Here is an 18292-nt window from a genome sequence, read left to right on the forward strand (position 1 = left end):
CGCTCAGCGCGGCGCGGCGGGGTTCATCAGCCGGGCGCGCAGCGCGCCGACGATCATCCCGATGGCGATGTCGTTGTTGCCCCCCTGCGGCACGATGATGTGCGCGTGGTGCTTGGAGGGCTCGACGAAGCCCATGTGCATGGGCCGCACGTGGCGCAGGTACTGGCTCACCACGTGATCGAATTCCTGGCCGCGCTCGTGGATGTCGCGCTCGAGCCGGCGCAGGATGCGCAGGTCGTCATCCGTGTCCACGTAGATGCGCACGCTCATCTCGTCGCGCAGCGGCTTCATGTGCAGCACGAGGATGCCCTCCAGGAGGATCATGTCCCCGGGCTCCACGCGCACCGTCTGCGGCTGCCGCGTGCAGGTGACGAAGTCGTACACGGGCTTCTGGATGGCGCGGCCCGCCTTGAGCTCCGCCAGGTGCGCCACGAGCAGATCCGTGTCGAAGGCATCCGGGTGGTCGAAGTTGACCTCGCGGCGCTCGGCCATCGGTAGGTCCGACAGATCCCGGTAATACGAATCCTGATCGATGAAGGCCACACGGCAGTCGGCGAGCGCCTCGCGAACCTTCCGGGCGACCGTCGTCTTGCCGGAAGCGGTACCACCGGCGATGCCTACGACGAGGGGTGACGACATGGGGCGCGAACTACCGCAGTGGGTGGACGGACGCAAGACTGTGTCCAGAACTCCACCTTTCTCCCTCCCCCCAGGGCACCTCACAGTCCTGCAGTCCACGGACTCCCTGTTTAAACCGACACCACTCCCGGTTCGCAAGACTGGCCCGTATTTCAAGTTTGTCTATTTAGGCGTATAACCCAGGAGTGGAGCCATGAGCGTGGCTTCACTCCATGGACGCGGTCCAGTGCTCGTTGCAGACCGGTGCTGTCCCTAGCCGCCGGGGGGATGACATGCAAAACGTACCGAACGAGACGTCTCGTCGTCTGTCCTCTATCCACGGGCCGTGTTTCCGAGCGGCGCTGTCGCTGTGGCTGGGAGTGGTCGCGGGTGGCTGTCACCCCGCCGAGGAAGGGAGCGAGCAGCAGGAACGGCCCGTCCAGGTCTGGGCCGTGGGCTCCATCAATGGCCTGTCGCTCAATGGCCTGTCGCTCAATGGCTTGTCACTCAATGGCCTCTCCCTCAACGGCCTGTCGCTCAATGGCCTGTCCACCAGCCAGTTCGATCTCTGGTTTCAGACCAATCCCACACTCAACGACTCGGTGATGCGGTACGTGGTGATGTGCGCCGTGCCAGCGGGAGACACGCGCACCTATACGTCCTCCAGCACGGGGAGCACCTGGAGCTGGACGGGAAGCCTGGGCCTCGCACCCGCCTGGGCCCAGGGCGCGCCCGCCACGCTCACCGAGCAGCGCCTCGTGTCCGCGTGCCTGGCCGCCCATACCAACAAGTTCGGCGTGCAGATTCCCCTGTCCGTCCAGGGGCACGGCGCCGCGGGCTCGAGCATCCCCACCGACCCCGGCGAACTCGAGGACTACCCGGAGCGCGAGGGCTGCTTCTTCGGCAACCTCTTCAACGGCGAGGGCGTCTACGCCGGCAACAACCGCAAGGCGCTCAACCACAAGGAGAGCACGCCGCGCGCCTGCGCCCTCTCCATCAAGAAGTCCGGACCTCCCGAGTGCCCGCCCCTCATCCGGGTGGACCCGGACTGCTCGGAGATCTGCACCCAGGACGCCGCGAGCGGCATCTACACGTCCTGCACCTACAACGGCATCACCTACCCGGCCCTCACCACGCGGCTGCGCAAGCAGGACATCTACACGTGTGGAGACGGCGTCTGCCAGGTGAGCGAGAAGTGCGGCACCGGCAACGACTACGACAACTGCGCGTCGGACTGTGGCCGCTGCCCCTGAGCCCTTCCGAGCCCCTTCATCCCCAGCGCAAGAGGCCGAGCACCCCCGCGTCGGCGAGCCGTTGGACGGGCACCTCCCGCGCGGGCCGGGGCGCCCGCTCCAGCGCGGCCAGCTCGTCGAGCACCGAGGCCGCCGCCGTCAGCACCTCCAGCCCCCGGCCCTTGCGCCGCACGATGAAGCGCCATGGACCAGGCGCCGGACGCCGCGCCACCTGCTCGAGCGCGTCCAGCCCGCTCACCTCCAGGGCCTCGCTCGCCCAGGCCCGCCCCGTCAGGTGACGGCGCAGGGCCCGGGCGGCGAAGACCAGCTCGGTCAGGTCCACCGGGAAGTTGCCCAGACGCACGTCCTCGGCCAGCCCCACTTCGCCCGGCCCCGGCGCGGCGCGGGACCGGGCGCGCGCGGCCTGGGGAAGGAACGTCTCGAAGGAGACCGCCGCCGCGAGCCCCTCGTCCGGACGCTCGCGCAAGCGCCGCCGCGTCCAGGCCGCGAACGCATGCCCGGGCGAGCGCCCCAGCCCCTCGAAGAGCTCGCGGAACTCACGCGACGCGGTGAAGGCCAGAAGGCGCTCGCGCGTGCCCGCGAGCAGCAACCGGGACAGGGGCCAGTCGCGATCGAGCCCCTCGGCCACCACCGCGAGCCGGAAGTCCTGCTCCGCCCGGACCCCCTCCTCGTCGCCGCCCGGCTCCGCCGTCACGCCATATCCGGACTCGAAGAGCGCCCAGGGCGCGCTCTCCCGGGCGAGGGGCGGCGCGGGCCGCTCCACCGGGGGGAGGGACAGCGCGGGCCGCGGCGCGGCGGGCACGAGCTGGCGCAGGCGACGCAGCGTGAGGAGCGCCACGTCCAGCGGGTGTCCATCTCCCTCGAAGGTGACGGCGCGCAGCGCGGGGCAGCGCGGCAGGAGCCGCTCCAACAGGCCGAAGAGCTCCTCGCGCACCGGCTGGGTGTGGTCATCCACGTAGTGGCTCCGGCCGCCCCTCCGGGTGACGACGCCGCCCGCGAGGTGCACCTCGATGACCTGGTCCAACGGGAAGTCCGCGAGCCCCGCGTCCAGGGGCAGCCCGGCGGCGAGCTGGTAGCTGAGCAGGTGCCCCAGGTCGAGCAGCAGCGGCAGTCCGGTGCGCGCGTGCAGGCGGGCCATGAAGTCCAACACGTGCAGCTCCCCCCGCCGGGCGAAGACGGCGGGATTTTCCAGCGCGAGCGGCACGGACAGGTGGGACTGGACGTGGAGCGCGTGCGCGGCGCAGTCGCGCACGCCCGCCTCGGTGAAGGGGGGCGTGAAGTAGAGGTAGCCCGGAAAGGGCTGTCCCCCCGAGTGCCACCACCCCACGTCGTTGCCCACCCACGCGCTGCCCACCGCGCGCGCGTGCGCGTCCAGGGCGGCGAGCGCCCGCTCCGGCTCCAGCTCGGGGCCATAGAGGTTGAGGTGCACCGGATGGAAGAGCACCGGCACCTCCCCCCGGCGCTCCCACATCTCCGGGAAGAGCGAGGCCTCGGCGCGAGTCTCCTCGAGCGACAGCGGCGCGCTGTACTCCACGAAGTCGAAGAGGCCTGGCGCCTCGGCGAGCAGGCGGTAGGGGTGCGGTGCGTCCGCCGCGTCCAGGTTGCTGCTCAAGCCCAGGCCCCTCCAGGGCAGCTTCCAGGCGGATGCCTTCGTGTCGCTCATGGGCTCACACCCTAACGCGAGCCCGTTTCATTCTCCCCGTCCAAGGACACGAGCACTGGAATCCTCGTCCCGGGGTTGGCCGGTGTACCAGGGTCCAGGCCCGCCTCTTGCGTCCGGACGCCCAGTGCCGTAACTCGCCCGCCATGCGCCCTCTTCCTGTCATGCATGAGACGAAGACATGGACCACTCCGAATGGGGAGCAGTGGCTGTGGCGGCCCGCCCCCCATGTCATCGTCACGAAGTTCAGGGGAGCGATGTACGACGCGTCCCTGGCGAACCTGGCCATGCGAGCCATCGAGGACATCATCTCCACCGAGCCCCGGGTGGACATCTTCCATGACTGGGAGGACATGGAGCTGTACGCCACCCCGGCCCGGACCCTGATGACGGAGCGGGCCATCCCCCTCGCCCCGTACATCAACACCCTGAGCGTCCTGTTCGGCTCGAAGGTGGTGCTCATGGGCGTGTCCCTGGCCAGCATCAAGCTGGGCGGCATTCCCACGTTCACCCAGCGCAAGGAGTTCGAGCAGGCGGTGCGGCAGGCCGCGGAGTCCCCTCCGGGCACCTTCAAGCTCAAGCTGCCCATGGAGGAGTAGTCCCCCACCCCCAGGGCCCGCCTCACGGGCCCTTCTGGCCGCGCCGCCACTCCTCCCGGCGCCGATCCTGGGTCGCCTTGCGCCCGAGCGCGTCCTCCACCTGCCTCGGAATCTCTTCCAGGCGGGTGCGGTGCATCTGGATGCTCAGCTCATACAAGCCGCGCTCCTGCTCCGACAGTTGAGCGCCATGCTCCTGGAGCACCCGGCTGGCGAACGCGATGAAGTCCTCGGACACCGCGCGGCGGTGATCGTAATACTGGTGGATCTCCTCCTCCGTGGCCGTGTTCGACTGAACCTTGCCCAGCAACGCGTTCCAACGCCCCGCCTGTTCCTCGCGCCTGCGGAGGATCTCCGGATCCTTCGTCGGGGCGCCCAGCTCCCAATAAAGATTATCGGGCATCTGCTCGCGAAGTTTCTCCAGGTTCACCGGATGCTCGCGCGCCGCCTCGAGCGCGGGCGCCTGTTCGGGCGCGGACGGGGCGGAGCCGGCATCGGGCTCACCCGCCAGGGTTGCCTGGGGAGCAACGGAGCGGGACGGCGTGGGCGCCACGGTGTCCACCGCCGGCGGTGGGGGACGGCTCCGCGCCTCGCGTCCGGGTGCCTCGGAAGAGGGGTTGTCCTCGCGTGGCGGCAGCCACCACAGGACAGCCATCAGCACCGTCATCAGCACCACAATGATTGACGCGCCGAGCCATGGCGAAGCCTTCGACCGCGGAGTGACACCCATGCGGTCCAGATACCTTGCGCCCCTCGCGCTTCGCAACCCCGCGCGTTAAAGTGCGCCCCGGTTCTCCGAGCTTTCCGGATGGTCGAGAACTGAATCGAATAGCCTTACCCCAAGCCCCCACAGGAATACTCACATGAAAAAGCAATGGCTGTTGGGCCTTCTCCTGGCCGCGGCACCTGGTGTCGCGAGCGCCGAGGTGCTGGTCTCCGGCATCGTCGACGTGCTGGTGGACGGCGGAAACACCTACGACTGGAGCAAGGTGGAACTGCCGGGAACGACGTGCGGCAACGGCTCGCAGTACAAGTTCTTCGTCCATCGCAGCACCACGGGCTCGCAGAACCTGCTGTTCTTCTTCGAAGGTGGCGGCGCGTGCTGGGACTACGACACGTGTAGCGGGCGCGCGGGTGTCATTGGCGCGGCCAATCCCAACGGCATCACCGACGACTACATGACGCAGTTCACGGCGAAGTACGTCTCGCCCATCGTCAACGGCGCCGATCCGGGCCTGCCCTTCCGCAGCCGCACGGACATCGTGACCAAGGACTGGAACATCGTCTACATGCCCTACTGCACGGGCGATGTTCACGTGGGCAATAACGTCGCCACCTACGCGGACCAGACGGGCCAGCAGCCGCCGCTGTCCTGGCACCACTCCGGCTACAAGAACTCGCTCGCGGCCATCAACTACGCGAAGGTCCAGTTCCCCAACGTGCAGAAGCTGCTCGTCACCGGGTTCAGCGCGGGCGGCACCGCCACCTCGTCCTCGTACTACTTCGTGCGCCGCATCATCAATCCGGCCCGGGGCTACTTCCTGAACGACTCGGGCCCCATCTACCTGGCGCCCAACGTCAACGACAACTCGCGCCCCCTGCACGACAAGATCCGCCAGTCGTGGAACCTGGACTCGGTGTTCAACCAGTTCCCCGCGTCCTTCGATCGCAACAACCTGGGCACCATCAACCGCATGCTGGCCATGGAGTTCCCGAATGATCAGCTCGCCTACACGGGCTACTCGCGGGACTACAACTACTCGCGCTTCTCCTACGAGCGCTTCTACACGCCCAACGATCAGGAGGCGGTGCTCACCCGCTGGAAGGCGGACCAGGACAAGCTCGTCGCCGAGCTGAACCTCTACAACAACTACAGCTACTTCATCCCCCACGAGCGGCAGATCAACGCGAGCCACTGCAGCACCATCATCACCTTCGTGGGCGCGCACGCCTGCCAGCGGATGGAGAAGAAGAAGTGGTACGAGTACGTCAACGAGCCGTGGCAGGACTACAAGTGCAACAGCGAGTTCGTGTCCATGAGCACCTTCCTCCAGCGCTTCATCAATGACAACCAGCGCGTGCGCATCTACGAGCCCGCCAACGGCTACAACGCCGATGATCCGGGCATGTCGGTGCTCGCGCCGCTCATCAACGGCGCCCTCGGTGGCTAGTCCGTACCGGGCCTGACCGGGCCTTCGGGGGGAGCCTTCCGCGTGGAGCGGGAGGGCTCCCCTTTTTCATGGGCCAGGGGCGGACCCGGCGCGACCCAGGCGCGTGGCGAGCAACGTGTGCACGGAGGCGGGCAACCCGGTCAGCACCGCCTCGCCCACCAGGTTGTGGCTGAACCACGCGCCGCGCACCAGGGCCCCCTCCTCCAGCTCCCGCCAGGCCTCCACCAGCCGCGCCACGCTCACCTCCAACACCTCGGCCGCCAGCTCGAGGCCCACGTCGGCGCGGGCCACCGCCAACAACTGCGCCAGCCGGAGTGCCTCGGGCGACAGACTCTCCAGACGATTCTGGATGATGTAGCGGGCCCGGCCCGGAGGCGGCATCCCCTCGGGAAAGCGTCCTCCGAGGCTGTTGGACTCGATGAGATGGCGGGCCGTTTCCACGATGAACAGGGGGTTGCCACCGGTGTAGCGGACGATGTCCTCGGCCATCTCCTCCAGCCGGGGCTCGTTCATGCCACGCAGCAGGGTGCGCACCTCCGGCAGCGCCAGGGGCTCGAGCTGGATGAGCTCCGCGAGCCCCGCCTCCACCTGCATGTGGATCCGCTCGCCCTTCCAGAGCGTCTCGTCCGTGCGCTCGCTGAGGAGGATCCACGGAAAGCGCCGGGCCAGCATGTCCTCCTCGAGCTGGGCGAGGAGGTAGAAGCTGAGCTCACTGCTGCCGCTGTCGGAGTACTGGGCATCGTCGAAGACGAGGACGTCCAGCTCCCTCAACGCCTGGCGCGCCATGTGGAGCACGGCGGAGAACAAGCGGGCCGTCTCCTCGGGAGTCACCGGCAGGGGCAGGGGCTCTGGACCCAGCTCCGGCACCAGGCGGGACAGCTCGCGGCGGACCCAGGGCTCCAGCACCAGCCCCGGGTTGTGCCGCAGGAGGGTCCGCAACCCCCGGGCATGTGTGGAGAAGGGCACGTTGATGTCACCCGGGCGCGACGTCAGCAGCAGCGAGCGGCCCCGCGAGCGGGCGAAGTCCCCGATGAGCCGGGACTTGCCCACCCCCGCGGGCCCCAGGACGAAGGTGGGCCGGCGCGCCGCATGAGCCGCCTCCAGCTTCGCCCACTCGCGCTCGCGGCCGGCCAGCACGGGGGGATGTACCACCGTGAGCGGAGGCACCTTGCGCTCCGGACCCGCGGAGGGTTGCACCGTGGGCTGCCGCTCCAACTCGCCCGCCAGCCGGCTCGTCTCCGCCGAGGGCCGGATGCCCAACTCGCGCGCCAGCACCTCCTCGCACTGACGCCAGACGCGCAGCGCGGCGTCGCGGTTGCCCATCCGATGATGCAGCCGCATGAGGTGGCGGAACGTCTCCTCGGAGGTGGGCTCCAGCACGAGCATCCGCTGGGCCGCCTCCAGGGCCAGGGTCATCCGCCCTTCCCGCTCCTCCAGCCGCAACTGCTCTTCCAGGGCCTTGCGTTGCAACCCCGTCACACGCGGGCGGGTGGCGCGCAGCCAATCCTCCAGCGCCTCGCAGTCGTCGTAATTCAAACCCGCGAGCAGCTCGCTTCCTGGACTCTCGAGCCATGAGGGCTGGCCGCGCACGAGCTCGCGCACGTCCACCCGGAGGTCATCGCGCAGCCGCACCGTCTTGCGGCCCTCCACGCCAGACTCGCCCAGCAGCTCGCCCAGGCGGCGCAACAATTGAGACAGGTTGTTGCGCGCCGTGGCCTCGCGGGACTCCGGCCAGAGCAGGCCCGCGAGCGTTCCCCGCGCCGTTTCTCCCTCCAGCGCCAGGTAGGCCAGGAATGCCGCGGTCTTCCGCTCCAGCGGCCTCGATTTGTGGCGCTCCTCCAGAATCCGGGCACCACCCAGAAGCTCGATACGCGTCTCGCCCAAGCGGAGGGAGTGTAGACGCGCGCTCGTGGCAAGTCACAGCCTTCCGGTGGCCGATCGACACGACGGGGCCCGCCCCTGCTTCGGGACGGGCCCCGCGTGTCACGGCCTCTGCCGTACGTGGACGCTTCTACTTCAGGCCCAGGGTGCCCGCGGACAGCCCGTACTCACTGGCCCCGATGTCCGGCGCGGAGCCCGAGAACGGCAGCCCCACGTTCGCGCCGCGATCCACCACGTTGGCGCTCGCGCTCGCCGCATCGAAGTAGGGGAAGGGCATGGCCCCCGAGCGCACGAGCTGCGCGCTGCCCAGCAGGTTGCCCGCCTGGGAGGCCGTGGGGGGCAGGGCCGTGGGCGCGTTCCTCGACAGGTTGTTCGTGAAGGCCACGCTCGTGGGCGCCGTCGCGTTGTTCTGCTCCGTGTACGCGAACATCTTCACCGCGCCGCCGGTCTCGAAGATGTTGTTGCGGATCTCGATGGCGCCGCTGCCCTGGGAGCTGGGACGACGGAACTCGAACAACGCCGGCGTGGCCGTGCTGATGACCGTGTTGTTGTAGAACTTGAAGTTGTCGACCTTGGTGGTGAAGACGAACATGGAGGGGCCGGCCGCCGCCAGGTTGAACACGTTGTGGTTCACCCGGATGTTCTTGAGGAGGGTGCCCTGGGTCGAGGCCTTGCCCTCGTTGTACTCGCCCATCGTGTTCCAGGGATTGGTGTTGCCCGTCATGTCGAAGGAGTTGTGCTCGACGATGATGTTGCTGTTGGCCAGCTCCAGGAAGCCCGCCTTGGTCACCTTGAAGCGGTTGTGGTGGACATAAAAGCTGTAGGGGTACTGGTCGATGGGCGCGTTGAACTCGAGCGACATCGCGGCGTTGAAGTCACAGTGGGCGATCTCCACCCCATCGGCGCCGATGTTCCAGAACTCGAAGCCGATGTTGGCGGCCTTGTAGTTGTCCCAGGGAGCGCTGTCCTTGCCACGCTGGATGATGTTCAACAGCTTGGAGCCGCGGATCTCATCCTGCTTCCGCGCGGTGTCCTCCCAGGAGCGCAGGGCCTTGAAGGCATAACCCGAGCCCGTGTGGTAGTTCTCCGGGCGCGAGGCGGTGGTGTAGTGCTCGATACGGCCGTTCTGGATGAGGGCCCCTTCGTGGGTGCCGCGCAGGGTGATGTTGCCCCAGGACGCGCTCGTGTTCTCGAGCGAGGACTCGGCGATCTCGAAGTCGGAGACGCGCAGGTTCTTCACCCCCGCGTAGCCCTCGCTCGAGCTGTAGATGCCCGCCCACGAGTAGTTCTTGATCTTCACGTGATGGATGTTCACGCCGTTGCGGTTGACGATCTTGATGCCCGAGGAGCCCTTGTTCTGGCCATCCATCGAGAACCCGGAGAGCTCCTGGGGGGAGTCGACCGGGAGGTAGCGGTCGAACGGGCCGTACGTCTCGCCTTCGTGCTCGAAGGCGGGAATCTTCGCCGCCGAGGGGTCGAGCACCCGGGACGCCAGCTGGATGAGGCCGCTGCTGTTCCAATCGAACTGGCCGCCCCGGATGAAGGTGGCGTCCGCGCCCGCGCCGATGAGGTTGACCTTCTCCTTGAGTTGGATCTGCCGGGTCTCGTCGAACGTGCCGGCGCCCACCTGGATGGTGTGGCCCGCGTTGGCGGGCGCCACGTCCGCGGCCTTGGCGATGGTGCGGTAGGGTTTGGCCTGGGTGCCGTCGCCCGTCGAGTCATTGCCATTCAAGGCCACGTAGTAGACGCGGCCGCCCGTCGACGGGGGCGGAGGGGTGGTGCCCAGCGTGAAGAGGGCCAGGCCCATCAGGTGCGGATCTCCCGACCGGGCGCTCAGGTCCAGGTTGAGCGTGCCGTCGGACACCTGCACCGAGTAGGGGCCGTACTTCTTCCACTCCCCCTTCGCCAGCGTGCCCACGCCCTGCGCCACCTTCTGTCCTTCCAGGGAGACGTCGAGCGAGCGGTAGTTGGTCTGGTGGTTCTCGAGGATGTAGAGATAGACGCCGTAGCTGGCCGCGGGCACGGTCTGGGCGATCTTCAGGGTACCCGCCTGCCAGATGGCGCTGTTGAGCATCACTCCCGTCGGGGCGTCCGTGGCCGGGCTGGGGCTCAGGCTCGACTGGGCTTCTGAATAGCCAGAGGGGATGCTCAGGCCCTGGGCCTTCGCCTCGGCGAAGGAGAGGAACGGCCGGCCCTCGATGGTGGCCGCGCTCCCGGCGAAGTTGATCGCCTTGTAGAAGGTCTCGCTCTCGGCGAGGGCTTGAAGCTGCTCGGAAGTGTCTGGACTGGCTGGCGCGCCCACGGACGTGGAGGGATCGCAAGCGGACAAGGTGCTGGAGAGGAATACCAGCGCGGCGGTTCTCTTCATGGGGAGCATCCTTTCGAGGCCACTCGGGAGAAGGGCCCTTCACGCGACCAGGAACGAATTGCCGGTCTGGCTGCGATTCCCGCTCTAGCAGGAGATGCGTGACTGCAAGATGACAGTGGCTGGGAGGGTAAATGACAACAGCGCGACCCGGCGCGGATGGGCCAGTCATCATCTCGCGCTCCTGGGGTCATCTCCCAACTTTCGAGAAAGGATTCATTTCCCGAGAACGTGAACTCCAAATGATGAGAAAAAAAACAACAGGACGAGCGATTTCCCCTCCTTGACGATTCATGGAATTCAGGTCCAAAGTATAAATACGAACTTACCGTACAAAACCAACAATCAGGAGATTCGACATGATGAAGTCAGTGAAGGTGGGCTTTCTCGGGCTGGCGATGGGCGTGATCGGCGCCGTGGCACTTCCTGCGCAAAATGCCCATGCCCAGAGTGATTCGGGTCCAGACGGGAAAAGCCCTGTTTGCATGGCAAGCTACGCGGCTTGCATTGTTGGCGCGAATGGCAACGCAGCAGTTATCGCCGTGTGTCAGATGAAGTACGCGCTGTGCAAGTAAGGCTGGACTCCAATCCCGAGCAGGGTTGAGTTCTTCCTGCTCGGGCAGTCCGTTGCCAGATGAGCTGTTTGCTTCGCGGGACCAAGGCCATCCACTCGAACGAACGCCTTGTCCGGCGGATGCATTTGTCACCGGAAAGCACAATCCACGCGCGGCTCGTTGTCTGTCATGAGCGCGCGGGCCGGTGCCCTCTGCTCTTGGGGGCACCTGTCCAATGGGCAACGCCGTGACGGCGCTCCCCTCCTGGTGAAGCCAGACCCCGGCGCAGAATGGGACACGTCACGAGGGTTGCTCGCGACGGGCATGCTGGCGCTGTGGTTCCGGAGCGACGGCGTCTGGCCACGTTGCCTCCGGAGGTGCGCCGTGTCCATCCGTCTTGCTGGCTCGCGCCCTCCTGGCGCATGGCTGCGCCCCTTGCTGGCCGGCTGGCTTCTCCTCGCTCTCTTTCTCCAGTCCGCCTGCGCCACGGGCTCCCCACGTGGCGGCCTCCTCGTGGGCTACCGCTCCCATCAGCTCACGCCCCCGCCAGCGCCCAAGCAGGACGTCACCCTCACGCCGAGTAGCGACTTCGCGCCCGTCCAGCTTTCGGACGCGCAGTTTCGCCAGGCCTTCACCCAGCTCGTTCTGGAGGTTCCCCTGCGGGTGGCCCCCCGTCCTACCAGGCCTCTGGCGGGCCGCCTGGTACTGGCCTCCTGGCCACCGAGCGGCGCGGGCGACTCCAGCGTCGAGGGCGGCTACGCTCGCCTGTGCGAGCGGCGCGGCTCTCCGGGGGACTGCTTCTGGTTCCTGGGAGAGGGCCCCCACGATACTGCTCTCAGCCACCGGGACAGGTTCGCGCTGGCCCTCATCCTCGCTCTCACCCCCGCGGTGGAAGCGGCCACGGGCATCCTCCAGGACATCTCCGCGCACGCCCTGACGACGCTGCTCACGGGCCTGTCCCTGTACCTCGTGGTGCTCATGGCACCGGAGCCCATCTCTAAAGGCCTCGCCCTGGCGATGACCCTCTTCCTCTGGGGCTACCTGGGCCATGAGCTCTGGGGATTGATTTCCGCCACGAAGGACCTCTGGGACGAGGCGAAGGCCGCCAGCGCGTTCCACGAGCTACGCGACGCGAGCGAGCGGTACGCCCGGGTGCTCGGACCCAACACCTTGCGTGTCCTCATCCTCCTGGCGACCTGGAAGGCGGGCGCCAAGGGCCAGGAAGCCGTGACGGGGAGCGGGCTGCCGGGTTTCCCCCAGGCGGTGCGGAACGCCGCCGCCGCGGGCCACTTCCGCCTGCCCGCGGCGGCTTCCGAGGCGACGTCGGTGTCCGTGGTGGAGGGCAGACTCGTTCTCACGCTTCCCTCCGGCTCAGGTGCCATCCTCGCCATGCAGAATCAGGCAGAGGGCGAGAAGACCCCCGTCCACCATATCGCCACCGTGGAGAACGAGAAGTCTCCTGCACGCGGCGGACCCTGGACGCCGAAGCTCAAGAAATTCTTCGACAAGGCCGGCATGTCCATGGAGGACGACGCCAACAAGATCCCCATCCCGGGCCACAAGGGCCCCCACCCCGAGGCGTACCATCAAGAGGTCTTCACGCGCCTCGGGAGGGCAGTCAAGACCTGCGGGACCACGATTCAGTGTCGGGAGGCCCTCACCCAGGAGTTGAAGCTGCTTGCCGAGCAAATCCAAAGGGCAGGCTCCAGGCTCAACAAGCTCGTCACTCGGTCCGAGTGACGCTAGGAAAGCCACATGACGAAGAGGTACTTCGAGCTGTACGAGGACATGAGCAGCCCGGACCGATGGGTGCTGGACGACACCCTGGATGCCCAGGGGCAGCCAGTGGGAGCGCGGCTGTACCTCAACGCGGTGCCCATTCGTTTCGATGGTCGCCTCCGGGTTCCCATCCTCCATCCGGGTAGTCCGCTCGACTTCTCGCTAGCGGACGCGGGGGATTTTCCCGTGGTCACCGAAAAGGTCGCCAGCACCCTCGCCGAATTGGCCCCTGACGACGTGCAGCTCTACCCCGCCGAGGTGGACTCGCGGCCAGAGCCCTACTTCCTCGTCAATGTCGCGCGACTGGTGAAGTGCATTGACGACGAGACGTCCGAGGAGGTGCTCTATTGGAAACCGGAAGACAACCGACCTGACCTACTCGGCCAGTATCGGTCCGTGGGCGGCATGCGCATCGACCCCTCGAAAGTGGGTGATGCCAAGGTCTTCCGACCCTGGGGATGGCCGCCCGCACTGCTAGTTGCCGAGGATGTGAAGGAGGCCCTCGAGCGCACTGGCGCCACGGGATTGGAGTTCACGGAAGTCACCGGACCCAGCCCCATCTCCGACGAGGAGCGTGCCTACAAGCGCAGGTGTAACGAGCTTCTGGATCCTCCCCCTGCCGCCAGACGTGCGGCGTGGAAGTCGCTCGGCACGCTGGATGAGCTGGCTGGCACCCCCAGAGCCATCTGTTACGAATGGCCAGGCCACCGGCAGGATTGGGGCCTCATCCATCGCGGGGCAGGGCGCTTGCTCCTCGTCTCCGAGGGCCTCTCGGATCCCTTCATCTCCCGCCTGGAGCCCTCCGTGGGCTATGGCTTGGAGCTCGCCCTGGAGACGGAGCCGACCGAGCTGCCCCTCGACGCCATTGAGCAGAGCTGGCCCTACCTCCTGCTGGAGCGAGTCTCCAGGGAGGTGGTGGCCCACGAGCACGTGCGTGAGAGGGCCAAGACGGGCCTCCTCTCGCTGGAGGTGGCGGGGACAGACATGCCCGCGTCCCTCGTTTCCTCGGGGGGTCGCGTGGGCGTGCTGCTTGGCCAGGAGTCGCGCTCACTGCCCCGACTGTTTCCCACACCCTTCGGCGACGTGCGGCTCGTCACCGTCAAGGCCCTGCTGCCCGCGGAACTGGAATACGTGTCGAAGCAGGGCGCGGAGGGCCTGGACGAACTGGCGCGGCGCTTCGCGCGAATCGGGGAGGAACATGTCTCACGCGCCAGGCGGCGCGCGGTGGTTTAGCTCACACCTCCGGAAGCACATTCACCAGACGCCATGGGCGGCGAGCCGCCCTCACATCCACGCGGGTGATTCGAGGCTCTGGCGTGAGCCCGCGGGCCGGATGCTCAGGGCACGTACGCGATGCAGTCAATCTCCACGCGCAGGCCCGGCTCGGGCAGCGCGGACACCTGCACGGTAGTACGCGCGGGCCGGTGCCCGGCGAAGACACGCTCGTAGACGGCGTTCATCCGGGGGAACTCCTTCATGTCCACGAGGAAGACACCACAGCGCAGGACGTGCTGCAGGGAGGAGCCTCCCGCCACGAGAATGCGCTCCAGGTTGCGCAGCACCTGCTCCGTCTGAGCCTCGATCCCCTCGGCCTGCTGGCCAGTGGTCAGGTCGGTGGCGCCCTGCCCGGAGATGAAGAGCAGCCGGTCCAATTGCATGCCGGGGGAATAGGGACCGGCGGGCTTGGGCAGGTTTGGGGAAACGATGGGTTGGTGCTTCGGTGACGTCATGGGACTCCTCCTCGAATCGGCGAGACCGGGAGATAGACTCACACAGCACGTTCGCGCGGGGAGCAACTCCCGGAACGATGCGCACTTTACCAGCAGTTGGAGTGCGGACTCCAGACAATGAGAAACCACGAACAGTTCGAGTGTATTAATCCAGTTTGACAAACCGCAACGTTCCCGGCACAAAGATGGAGATGGGAATCAACCAGGATTCCCGTCGGCCATGAACCCCTCCAGACGACCCGGGCGGGGTTGAGTTCTTCCTGCGCTCGGCGGACACGCGCCTGGCGAAGCAGGGAGTCGCAAGCTGGCCGCCTGGCGGCAAGGCCATGAGGAGCTGAACCCACCGTCTCAATCAGCGAAACACAATCAGCAAAAGGTGTTGAACCATGATGAAGGCATTGAAGATGGGGTTTTTCGGACTTGCCCTGGGCGCGCTGGGCGCCGTGGCCCTTCCCGCGCAAGAGGCCGAGGCGTGTGTCGGCCTCGCTTGTCTCGTCTGCTGTTCGACGTGCAACCCCACCTATCAGACCTGCCTGAACAGCGCTGGCAACAACTCGTCGGCGATCGCGCAATGTGTATCGCGGCGCAGCTCTTGCGAGGCCTCCTGTAACCGCACCTGCTGAGCCCCGTCAGGAGCGGCCACGGTGCGGCTCCGGATGTACCGGCCCATGCGGAAGCTCGGCGTGGGGCACACCTGTCCGATGGGGCACGCCGTGACGGCGTTCCCCTCCTTTAGAAGTCAGACCCCGGCGTAGAATGGGAGAAGTCACCTGGTGAGCCCGCTTCGGGCAAGCCACGAGCTCACCAGGAGCGGGGGTCGGACATGAAGAAGAGCAGGCGCGCGGCGACCTATGAGGACATCGAGGCGCTGCCGGTCGGATGGGTGGGGGAAATCCTGGAGGACGAACTGGTGGCCTCACCGAGGCCCGCCCTGCCCCATGCGCGAGTGGGTCTGGCGCTCAGTGCCCTGTTGGGCATGGCCTTCGATCTGGGACAGCCCGAGACGCGTGGCGGCTGGTGGCTCCTCTACGAGCCGGAGCTTCACCTGGGCGGAAATGTCCTCGTCCCGGATCTCGCCGGGTGGCGCCGCGAGCGGGTGCCACTTCCCTCCTTCAAGGACGCACCCTTCGCCACGCTCGCTCCGGACTGGGTCTGCGAGATCCTCTCCCCTTCGTCAGTGGTCATCGACCGGGAGCGCAAGCTGCCGCTCTACCACCGCGAGGGCGTGGGCCATGTCTGGCTGGTGGATCCGCCCACCCGGACCTTGGAGATCCGCCGTCGACGGACTCGGGGCTGGCGGCTCGTCGCCCGTCACACGGGCGACCAGGAAGTCTTCGCGGAGCCGTTCGACGCGCTCGCGTTGAGGCTGGGTGCCCTCTGGTGGCCCTCGGGGGCGAGCCCTCGGAGTGAACCCGTGGGAAGGTGACGTCCTGGGGAAGAAGGTCCGGGCGCTCTCCCCCACTCACCGGCCGCCATAGGCGGCCTCCAGGAGTTGCTCCTGTGGGGCCCCGCTCACCTTCGCGGCCTCGACGTCGAGCCCCTCGCCATGTCCCTGGCCCTGTCCCTGGAAGGTGACGCGCGCGTCCTCGAAGGCGGCGCTTCGGGGACACGCGGGCAATTTCAGCGTGGAGCGCAACACCTCACACGGCAGGGACTCGGGCGCGTCGAACACCGCTCCGCCCTCGCTCCTCGTGCGCAGGTAGTGCACGCGTCCCTCGGCGAAGCGCACCGCCGTCACACCCCGGCCCAAGAGTGACTCCACCTGCGCGCGCGGGCGCGTCTGCGTCCAGGGCGCCTGTCCTCCCTTGGAGAAGGTCAGCCACTCGCGCCAGCGCAGCGCCGGGGCCCGGAGTGCCCGCGCGTCCTCGGGCGCGATGCGCACGGTGCCCTGGAAGGACTGGCAATGCGTCGTATCGCAGAGGGGCCGGCCCGGGTGGCGGCTGTCCGCGTGCCGCTCGTTGTGCGCCACCACCCGCGCCAGCGCCACCCTCGCCTCCCCCTTCAACGCCGCGTCCTCCGCCGTCACCACCCCGGCCGCGTATTGCAGCCGCGTGGTGCGGAAGACATACGCCGAGCCCCGCCTCGCCTTGAGCGCCGTGGGACTCGTGGGCACGCCCGCCGGAGGCGCGTAGGGCGGCGGAGGCGACCAGGTCAGCACCCCCGCGTAGTCGCGGCCCGCGGGCACCTCGGGGAAGCGCACCCGCCAGGGACTGCCCAGGCACACCGCCCCGCCCTTCTTCACCCACGGCTCCAGCTTCGCGAAGTCTCCCGGCACCACCCGCGGCGTGCCGTCCTCCAGCACGAAGCCCGCCCCCGGGCACCGCGCCTCGACCACGTCCGAGGACAACAGCCCCAACACCTGCACCCGCGCCGCCTCCAGCCCCGCGTGCTGGCTTCGCACCCGCGCCAGCAGGCGGGGCACCTCGTCCGCGAAGGCCCTCGGCATCTTCCCCGGCCTCGCCACCACCGCCACCAGGTCCGCGTCCACCGCGACAATCCACCCGAGCACCGGCCGGCTCTCCGCGTCCCGCACCGTGCCCGTCTTCGTCGCCACCCCCGCGTAGTCCTTCGACGCGGGCAGCTCCGACAGCGTCCCCCGCGCCGCGGTGTCCGCGAGCCACGTCAGCAGGTCCGGCCGTGCCTCGGCCAGCAACCGGTACGCCTGCGCCAGCCCCCACGGAGACAGGCGCAGCGTCGCGCGCAGGCCAATGGCATCCGCCATGTCCAGCGGCTCGCTCGACAGGCCCACCGCCGACAGCACCGCCCCCCAGGCCCCGAAGGCCCTCGGCGCGCTCCCCTTCCCCTCCCAGTCCAGGAAGTAGCCGTTGCACGAGCGCAACAGCGCCGTCCTCACGTCCATCCGCTCCGGCATCCGCTCGCCGCATCCCCACTCCGCCACCTCCGCCCGGGGTGAGAGCACCGGAGGCGCCACCGTGCTCCCCGCCACCACGAAGGGCTTGAGCGTCGAGCCGTAGGGCATGGCCGTGCGGAACGCCCCCTCGGAGAAGAGCACCTCGCCCGAGTGCCGGCTGAGCACCACCGTGGCCTGGGCGGCGCTCCGCTCCGCGTGTCCGGCCAGCTCCCCCACCGACAGCGGCACCGTCCAGCGCGTCCCCTCCTGGCACTGCCGCAGCCGCCGCGTCAGCGCCCTCGGAAAGCCCGCGTCCTCGTTCAGCACACGCGCCAGCGCCCGGCGCGCCCGCGGCGTGTCCACGTCCGGACTCCGCGCCAGCTCCACCGAGGCACTCGCCAGCGACTGGTAGGGCGCCTCGCGCCACTCGGCCAGCTCGCCGCTCACCGCCAACGCGAAGGCCTCGTGGAACAGCCGGTCCTCCGCCGACGCCGGACAGGCCCACCAGAGCAGCTGGTGCGCCAGCTCGTGCCGGAGCGCCACGCGCAGCCGCGCGTCCAGCACCCCGGCGGAGTCCTGCCGCAGCTCCACCACCCCCGGCCGGCCCTGCCCGTTGCGCGAGGGCAACAGCGTCTCCCCGCGCTTGAGCAGCACGGTGGCCGGAGCCCGGGCGGGCGCGCCTCCCGCCTCGGCCACGTAGCGCGCCTCCAGCGAGCGCCAGGTGGCCTCCGCCTCGGAGCGCAGCGCTGCCTCGGGAGTCACGTCTCCCCGGGTGACGAAGACGGGGGTGGCCGCCAGCACGACGGCCGTGACCGCGGCCCACCCCATCACCAC

The 18292-nt window shown here is 68.2% G+C and carries 15 protein-coding genes; 8 read left to right on the plus strand and 7 right to left on the minus strand.

Annotated elements, in window-relative coordinates; all coding sequences use genetic code 11:
• Nucleotides 1-3 precede the first annotated feature (3 nt).
• A complete protein-coding gene (gene udk, locus D187_RS14960) occupies nt 4-639 on the minus strand; it encodes a uridine kinase (protein ID WP_002626178.1) in 636 nt (211 codons plus the stop codon).
• Between the two features lie 272 nt (nt 640-911).
• Between udk and D187_RS14965 the strand changes: the two genes are divergently transcribed.
• Nucleotides 912-1871: a hypothetical protein gene (locus tag D187_RS14965; RefSeq protein ID WP_063724983.1), complete on the plus strand. Its 960-nt coding sequence runs from the start codon at nt 912-914 to the stop codon at nt 1869-1871.
• A gap of 16 nt (nt 1872-1887) precedes the next feature.
• Here the strand turns inward: D187_RS14965 and D187_RS14970 are convergent, their stop codons facing one another.
• On the minus strand, nt 1888-3534 hold the full coding sequence (locus tag D187_RS14970; protein ID WP_002626180.1) for an MbnB/TglH/ChrH family RiPP precursor modification enzyme: 1647 nt from the start codon (nt 3532-3534) through the stop codon (nt 1888-1890).
• A 143-nt stretch (nt 3535-3677) separates the two neighbouring features.
• Here D187_RS14970 and D187_RS14975 point away from each other — a divergent pair, with 143 nt between their 5' ends.
• A complete protein-coding gene (locus D187_RS14975) occupies nt 3678-4130 on the plus strand; it encodes a hypothetical protein (RefSeq protein ID WP_155893361.1) in 453 nt (150 codons plus the stop codon).
• 22 nt (nt 4131-4152) lie between these two features.
• Here the strand turns inward: D187_RS14975 and D187_RS14980 are convergent, their stop codons facing one another.
• Nucleotides 4153-4794, minus strand: a complete 642-nt coding sequence (locus D187_RS14980; RefSeq protein WP_155893362.1) for a hypothetical protein — start codon at nt 4792-4794, stop codon at nt 4153-4155.
• Nucleotides 4795-4990: 196 nt separating this feature from the next.
• On the opposite strand from D187_RS14980, the gene D187_RS14985 reads away from it, so the two are divergent.
• Nucleotides 4991-6298 (plus strand): pectin acetylesterase-family hydrolase, encoded by a 1308-nt coding sequence (locus tag D187_RS14985; RefSeq protein ID WP_002626183.1) that lies wholly within the window; start codon nt 4991-4993, stop codon nt 6296-6298.
• A 66-nt stretch (nt 6299-6364) separates the two neighbouring features.
• Here D187_RS14985 and D187_RS14990 read toward each other — a convergent pair whose 3' ends face one another.
• Both D187_RS14990 and D187_RS14995 read right to left on the minus strand, forming a co-directional pair.
• Entirely contained in the window at nt 6365-8182 is a 1818-nt protein-coding gene (locus D187_RS14990) for an ATP-binding protein (protein ID WP_002626184.1), read from the minus strand.
• 127 nt (nt 8183-8309) lie between these two features.
• Complete coding sequence (locus D187_RS14995; protein ID WP_002626185.1) at nt 8310-10547, minus strand: DUF1565 domain-containing protein; 2238 nt, start codon at nt 10545-10547, stop codon at nt 8310-8312.
• A 356-nt stretch (nt 10548-10903) separates the two neighbouring features.
• Here D187_RS14995 and D187_RS55145 point away from each other — a divergent pair, with 356 nt between their 5' ends.
• The 3 genes from D187_RS55145 to D187_RS15005 all read left to right on the plus strand — a co-directional run bounded on the left by D187_RS55145 (nt 10904) and on the right by D187_RS15005 (nt 14110).
• The gene (locus D187_RS55145) at nt 10904-11119 is read left to right on the plus strand and encodes a hypothetical protein (RefSeq protein ID WP_155893363.1); all 216 of its coding nucleotides are present in this window, start codon (nt 10904-10906) and stop codon (nt 11117-11119) included.
• 363 nt (nt 11120-11482) lie between these two features.
• Nucleotides 11483-12838, plus strand: coding sequence for an AHH domain-containing protein (locus D187_RS15000; protein ID WP_002626186.1), 1356 nt, complete (start codon nt 11483-11485; stop codon nt 12836-12838).
• Between the two features lie 15 nt (nt 12839-12853).
• A complete protein-coding gene (locus D187_RS15005; RefSeq protein ID WP_002626187.1) occupies nt 12854-14110 on the plus strand; it encodes an imm11 family protein in 1257 nt (418 codons plus the stop codon).
• Nucleotides 14111-14214: 104 nt separating this feature from the next.
• Here D187_RS15005 and D187_RS15010 read toward each other — a convergent pair whose 3' ends face one another.
• Entirely contained in the window at nt 14215-14607 is a 393-nt protein-coding gene (locus tag D187_RS15010; protein WP_002626188.1) for a RidA family protein, read from the minus strand.
• Nucleotides 14608-14993: 386 nt separating this feature from the next.
• Between D187_RS15010 and D187_RS55150 the strand changes: the two genes are divergently transcribed.
• Nucleotides 14994-15230: a hypothetical protein gene (locus tag D187_RS55150; RefSeq protein ID WP_155893364.1), complete on the plus strand. Its 237-nt coding sequence runs from the start codon at nt 14994-14996 to the stop codon at nt 15228-15230.
• 200 nt (nt 15231-15430) lie between these two features.
• A complete protein-coding gene (locus tag D187_RS15015; protein ID WP_002626189.1) occupies nt 15431-16033 on the plus strand; it encodes a Uma2 family endonuclease in 603 nt (200 codons plus the stop codon).
• Between the two features lie 36 nt (nt 16034-16069).
• On the opposite strand, the gene D187_RS57825 is transcribed toward D187_RS15015, so the two are convergent.
• Nucleotides 16070-18286 carry a SpoIID/LytB domain-containing protein gene (locus D187_RS57825; protein WP_043430043.1) on the minus strand — a complete coding sequence of 739 codons (2217 nt, stop codon included), beginning with the start codon at nt 18284-18286 and terminating at the stop codon, nt 16070-16072.
• Nucleotides 18287-18292: the final 6 nt, after the last annotated feature.

The sequence above is a fragment of the Cystobacter fuscus DSM 2262 genome (assembly GCF_000335475.2).
GTDB classification, from domain to species: Bacteria; Myxococcota; Myxococcia; order Myxococcales; family Myxococcaceae; genus Cystobacter; species Cystobacter fuscus.

What these genes read in the sequence shown, in the direction of transcription:
- udk (WP_002626178.1), bottom strand. Translation starts at nt 639, where the DNA reads ATGTCGTCACCCCTCGTCGTAGGCATCGCCGGTGGTACCGCTTCCGGC.
- D187_RS14965 (WP_063724983.1), top strand. Translation starts at nt 912, where the DNA reads ATGCAAAACGTACCGAACGAGACGTCTCGTCGTCTGTCCTCTATCCAC.
- D187_RS14970 (WP_002626180.1), bottom strand. Translation starts at nt 3,534, where the DNA reads ATGAGCGACACGAAGGCATCCGCCTGGAAGCTGCCCTGGAGGGGCCTG.
- D187_RS14975 (WP_155893361.1), top strand. Translation starts at nt 3,678, where the DNA reads ATGCGCCCTCTTCCTGTCATGCATGAGACGAAGACATGGACCACTCCG.
- D187_RS14980 (WP_155893362.1), bottom strand. Translation starts at nt 4,794, where the DNA reads ATGACGGTGCTGATGGCTGTCCTGTGGTGGCTGCCGCCACGCGAGGAC.
- D187_RS14985 (WP_002626183.1), top strand. Translation starts at nt 4,991, where the DNA reads ATGAAAAAGCAATGGCTGTTGGGCCTTCTCCTGGCCGCGGCACCTGGT.
- D187_RS14995 (WP_002626185.1), bottom strand. Translation starts at nt 10,547, where the DNA reads ATGAAGAGAACCGCCGCGCTGGTATTCCTCTCCAGCACCTTGTCCGCT.
- D187_RS55145 (WP_155893363.1), top strand. Translation starts at nt 10,904, where the DNA reads ATGATGAAGTCAGTGAAGGTGGGCTTTCTCGGGCTGGCGATGGGCGTG.
- D187_RS15005 (WP_002626187.1), top strand. Translation starts at nt 12,854, where the DNA reads ATGACGAAGAGGTACTTCGAGCTGTACGAGGACATGAGCAGCCCGGAC.
- D187_RS15010 (WP_002626188.1), bottom strand. Translation starts at nt 14,607, where the DNA reads ATGACGTCACCGAAGCACCAACCCATCGTTTCCCCAAACCTGCCCAAG.
- D187_RS55150 (WP_155893364.1), top strand. Translation starts at nt 14,994, where the DNA reads ATGATGAAGGCATTGAAGATGGGGTTTTTCGGACTTGCCCTGGGCGCG.
- D187_RS15015 (WP_002626189.1), top strand. Translation starts at nt 15,431, where the DNA reads ATGAAGAAGAGCAGGCGCGCGGCGACCTATGAGGACATCGAGGCGCTG.
- D187_RS57825 (WP_043430043.1), bottom strand. Translation starts at nt 18,286, where the DNA reads ATGGGGTGGGCCGCGGTCACGGCCGTCGTGCTGGCGGCCACCCCCGTC.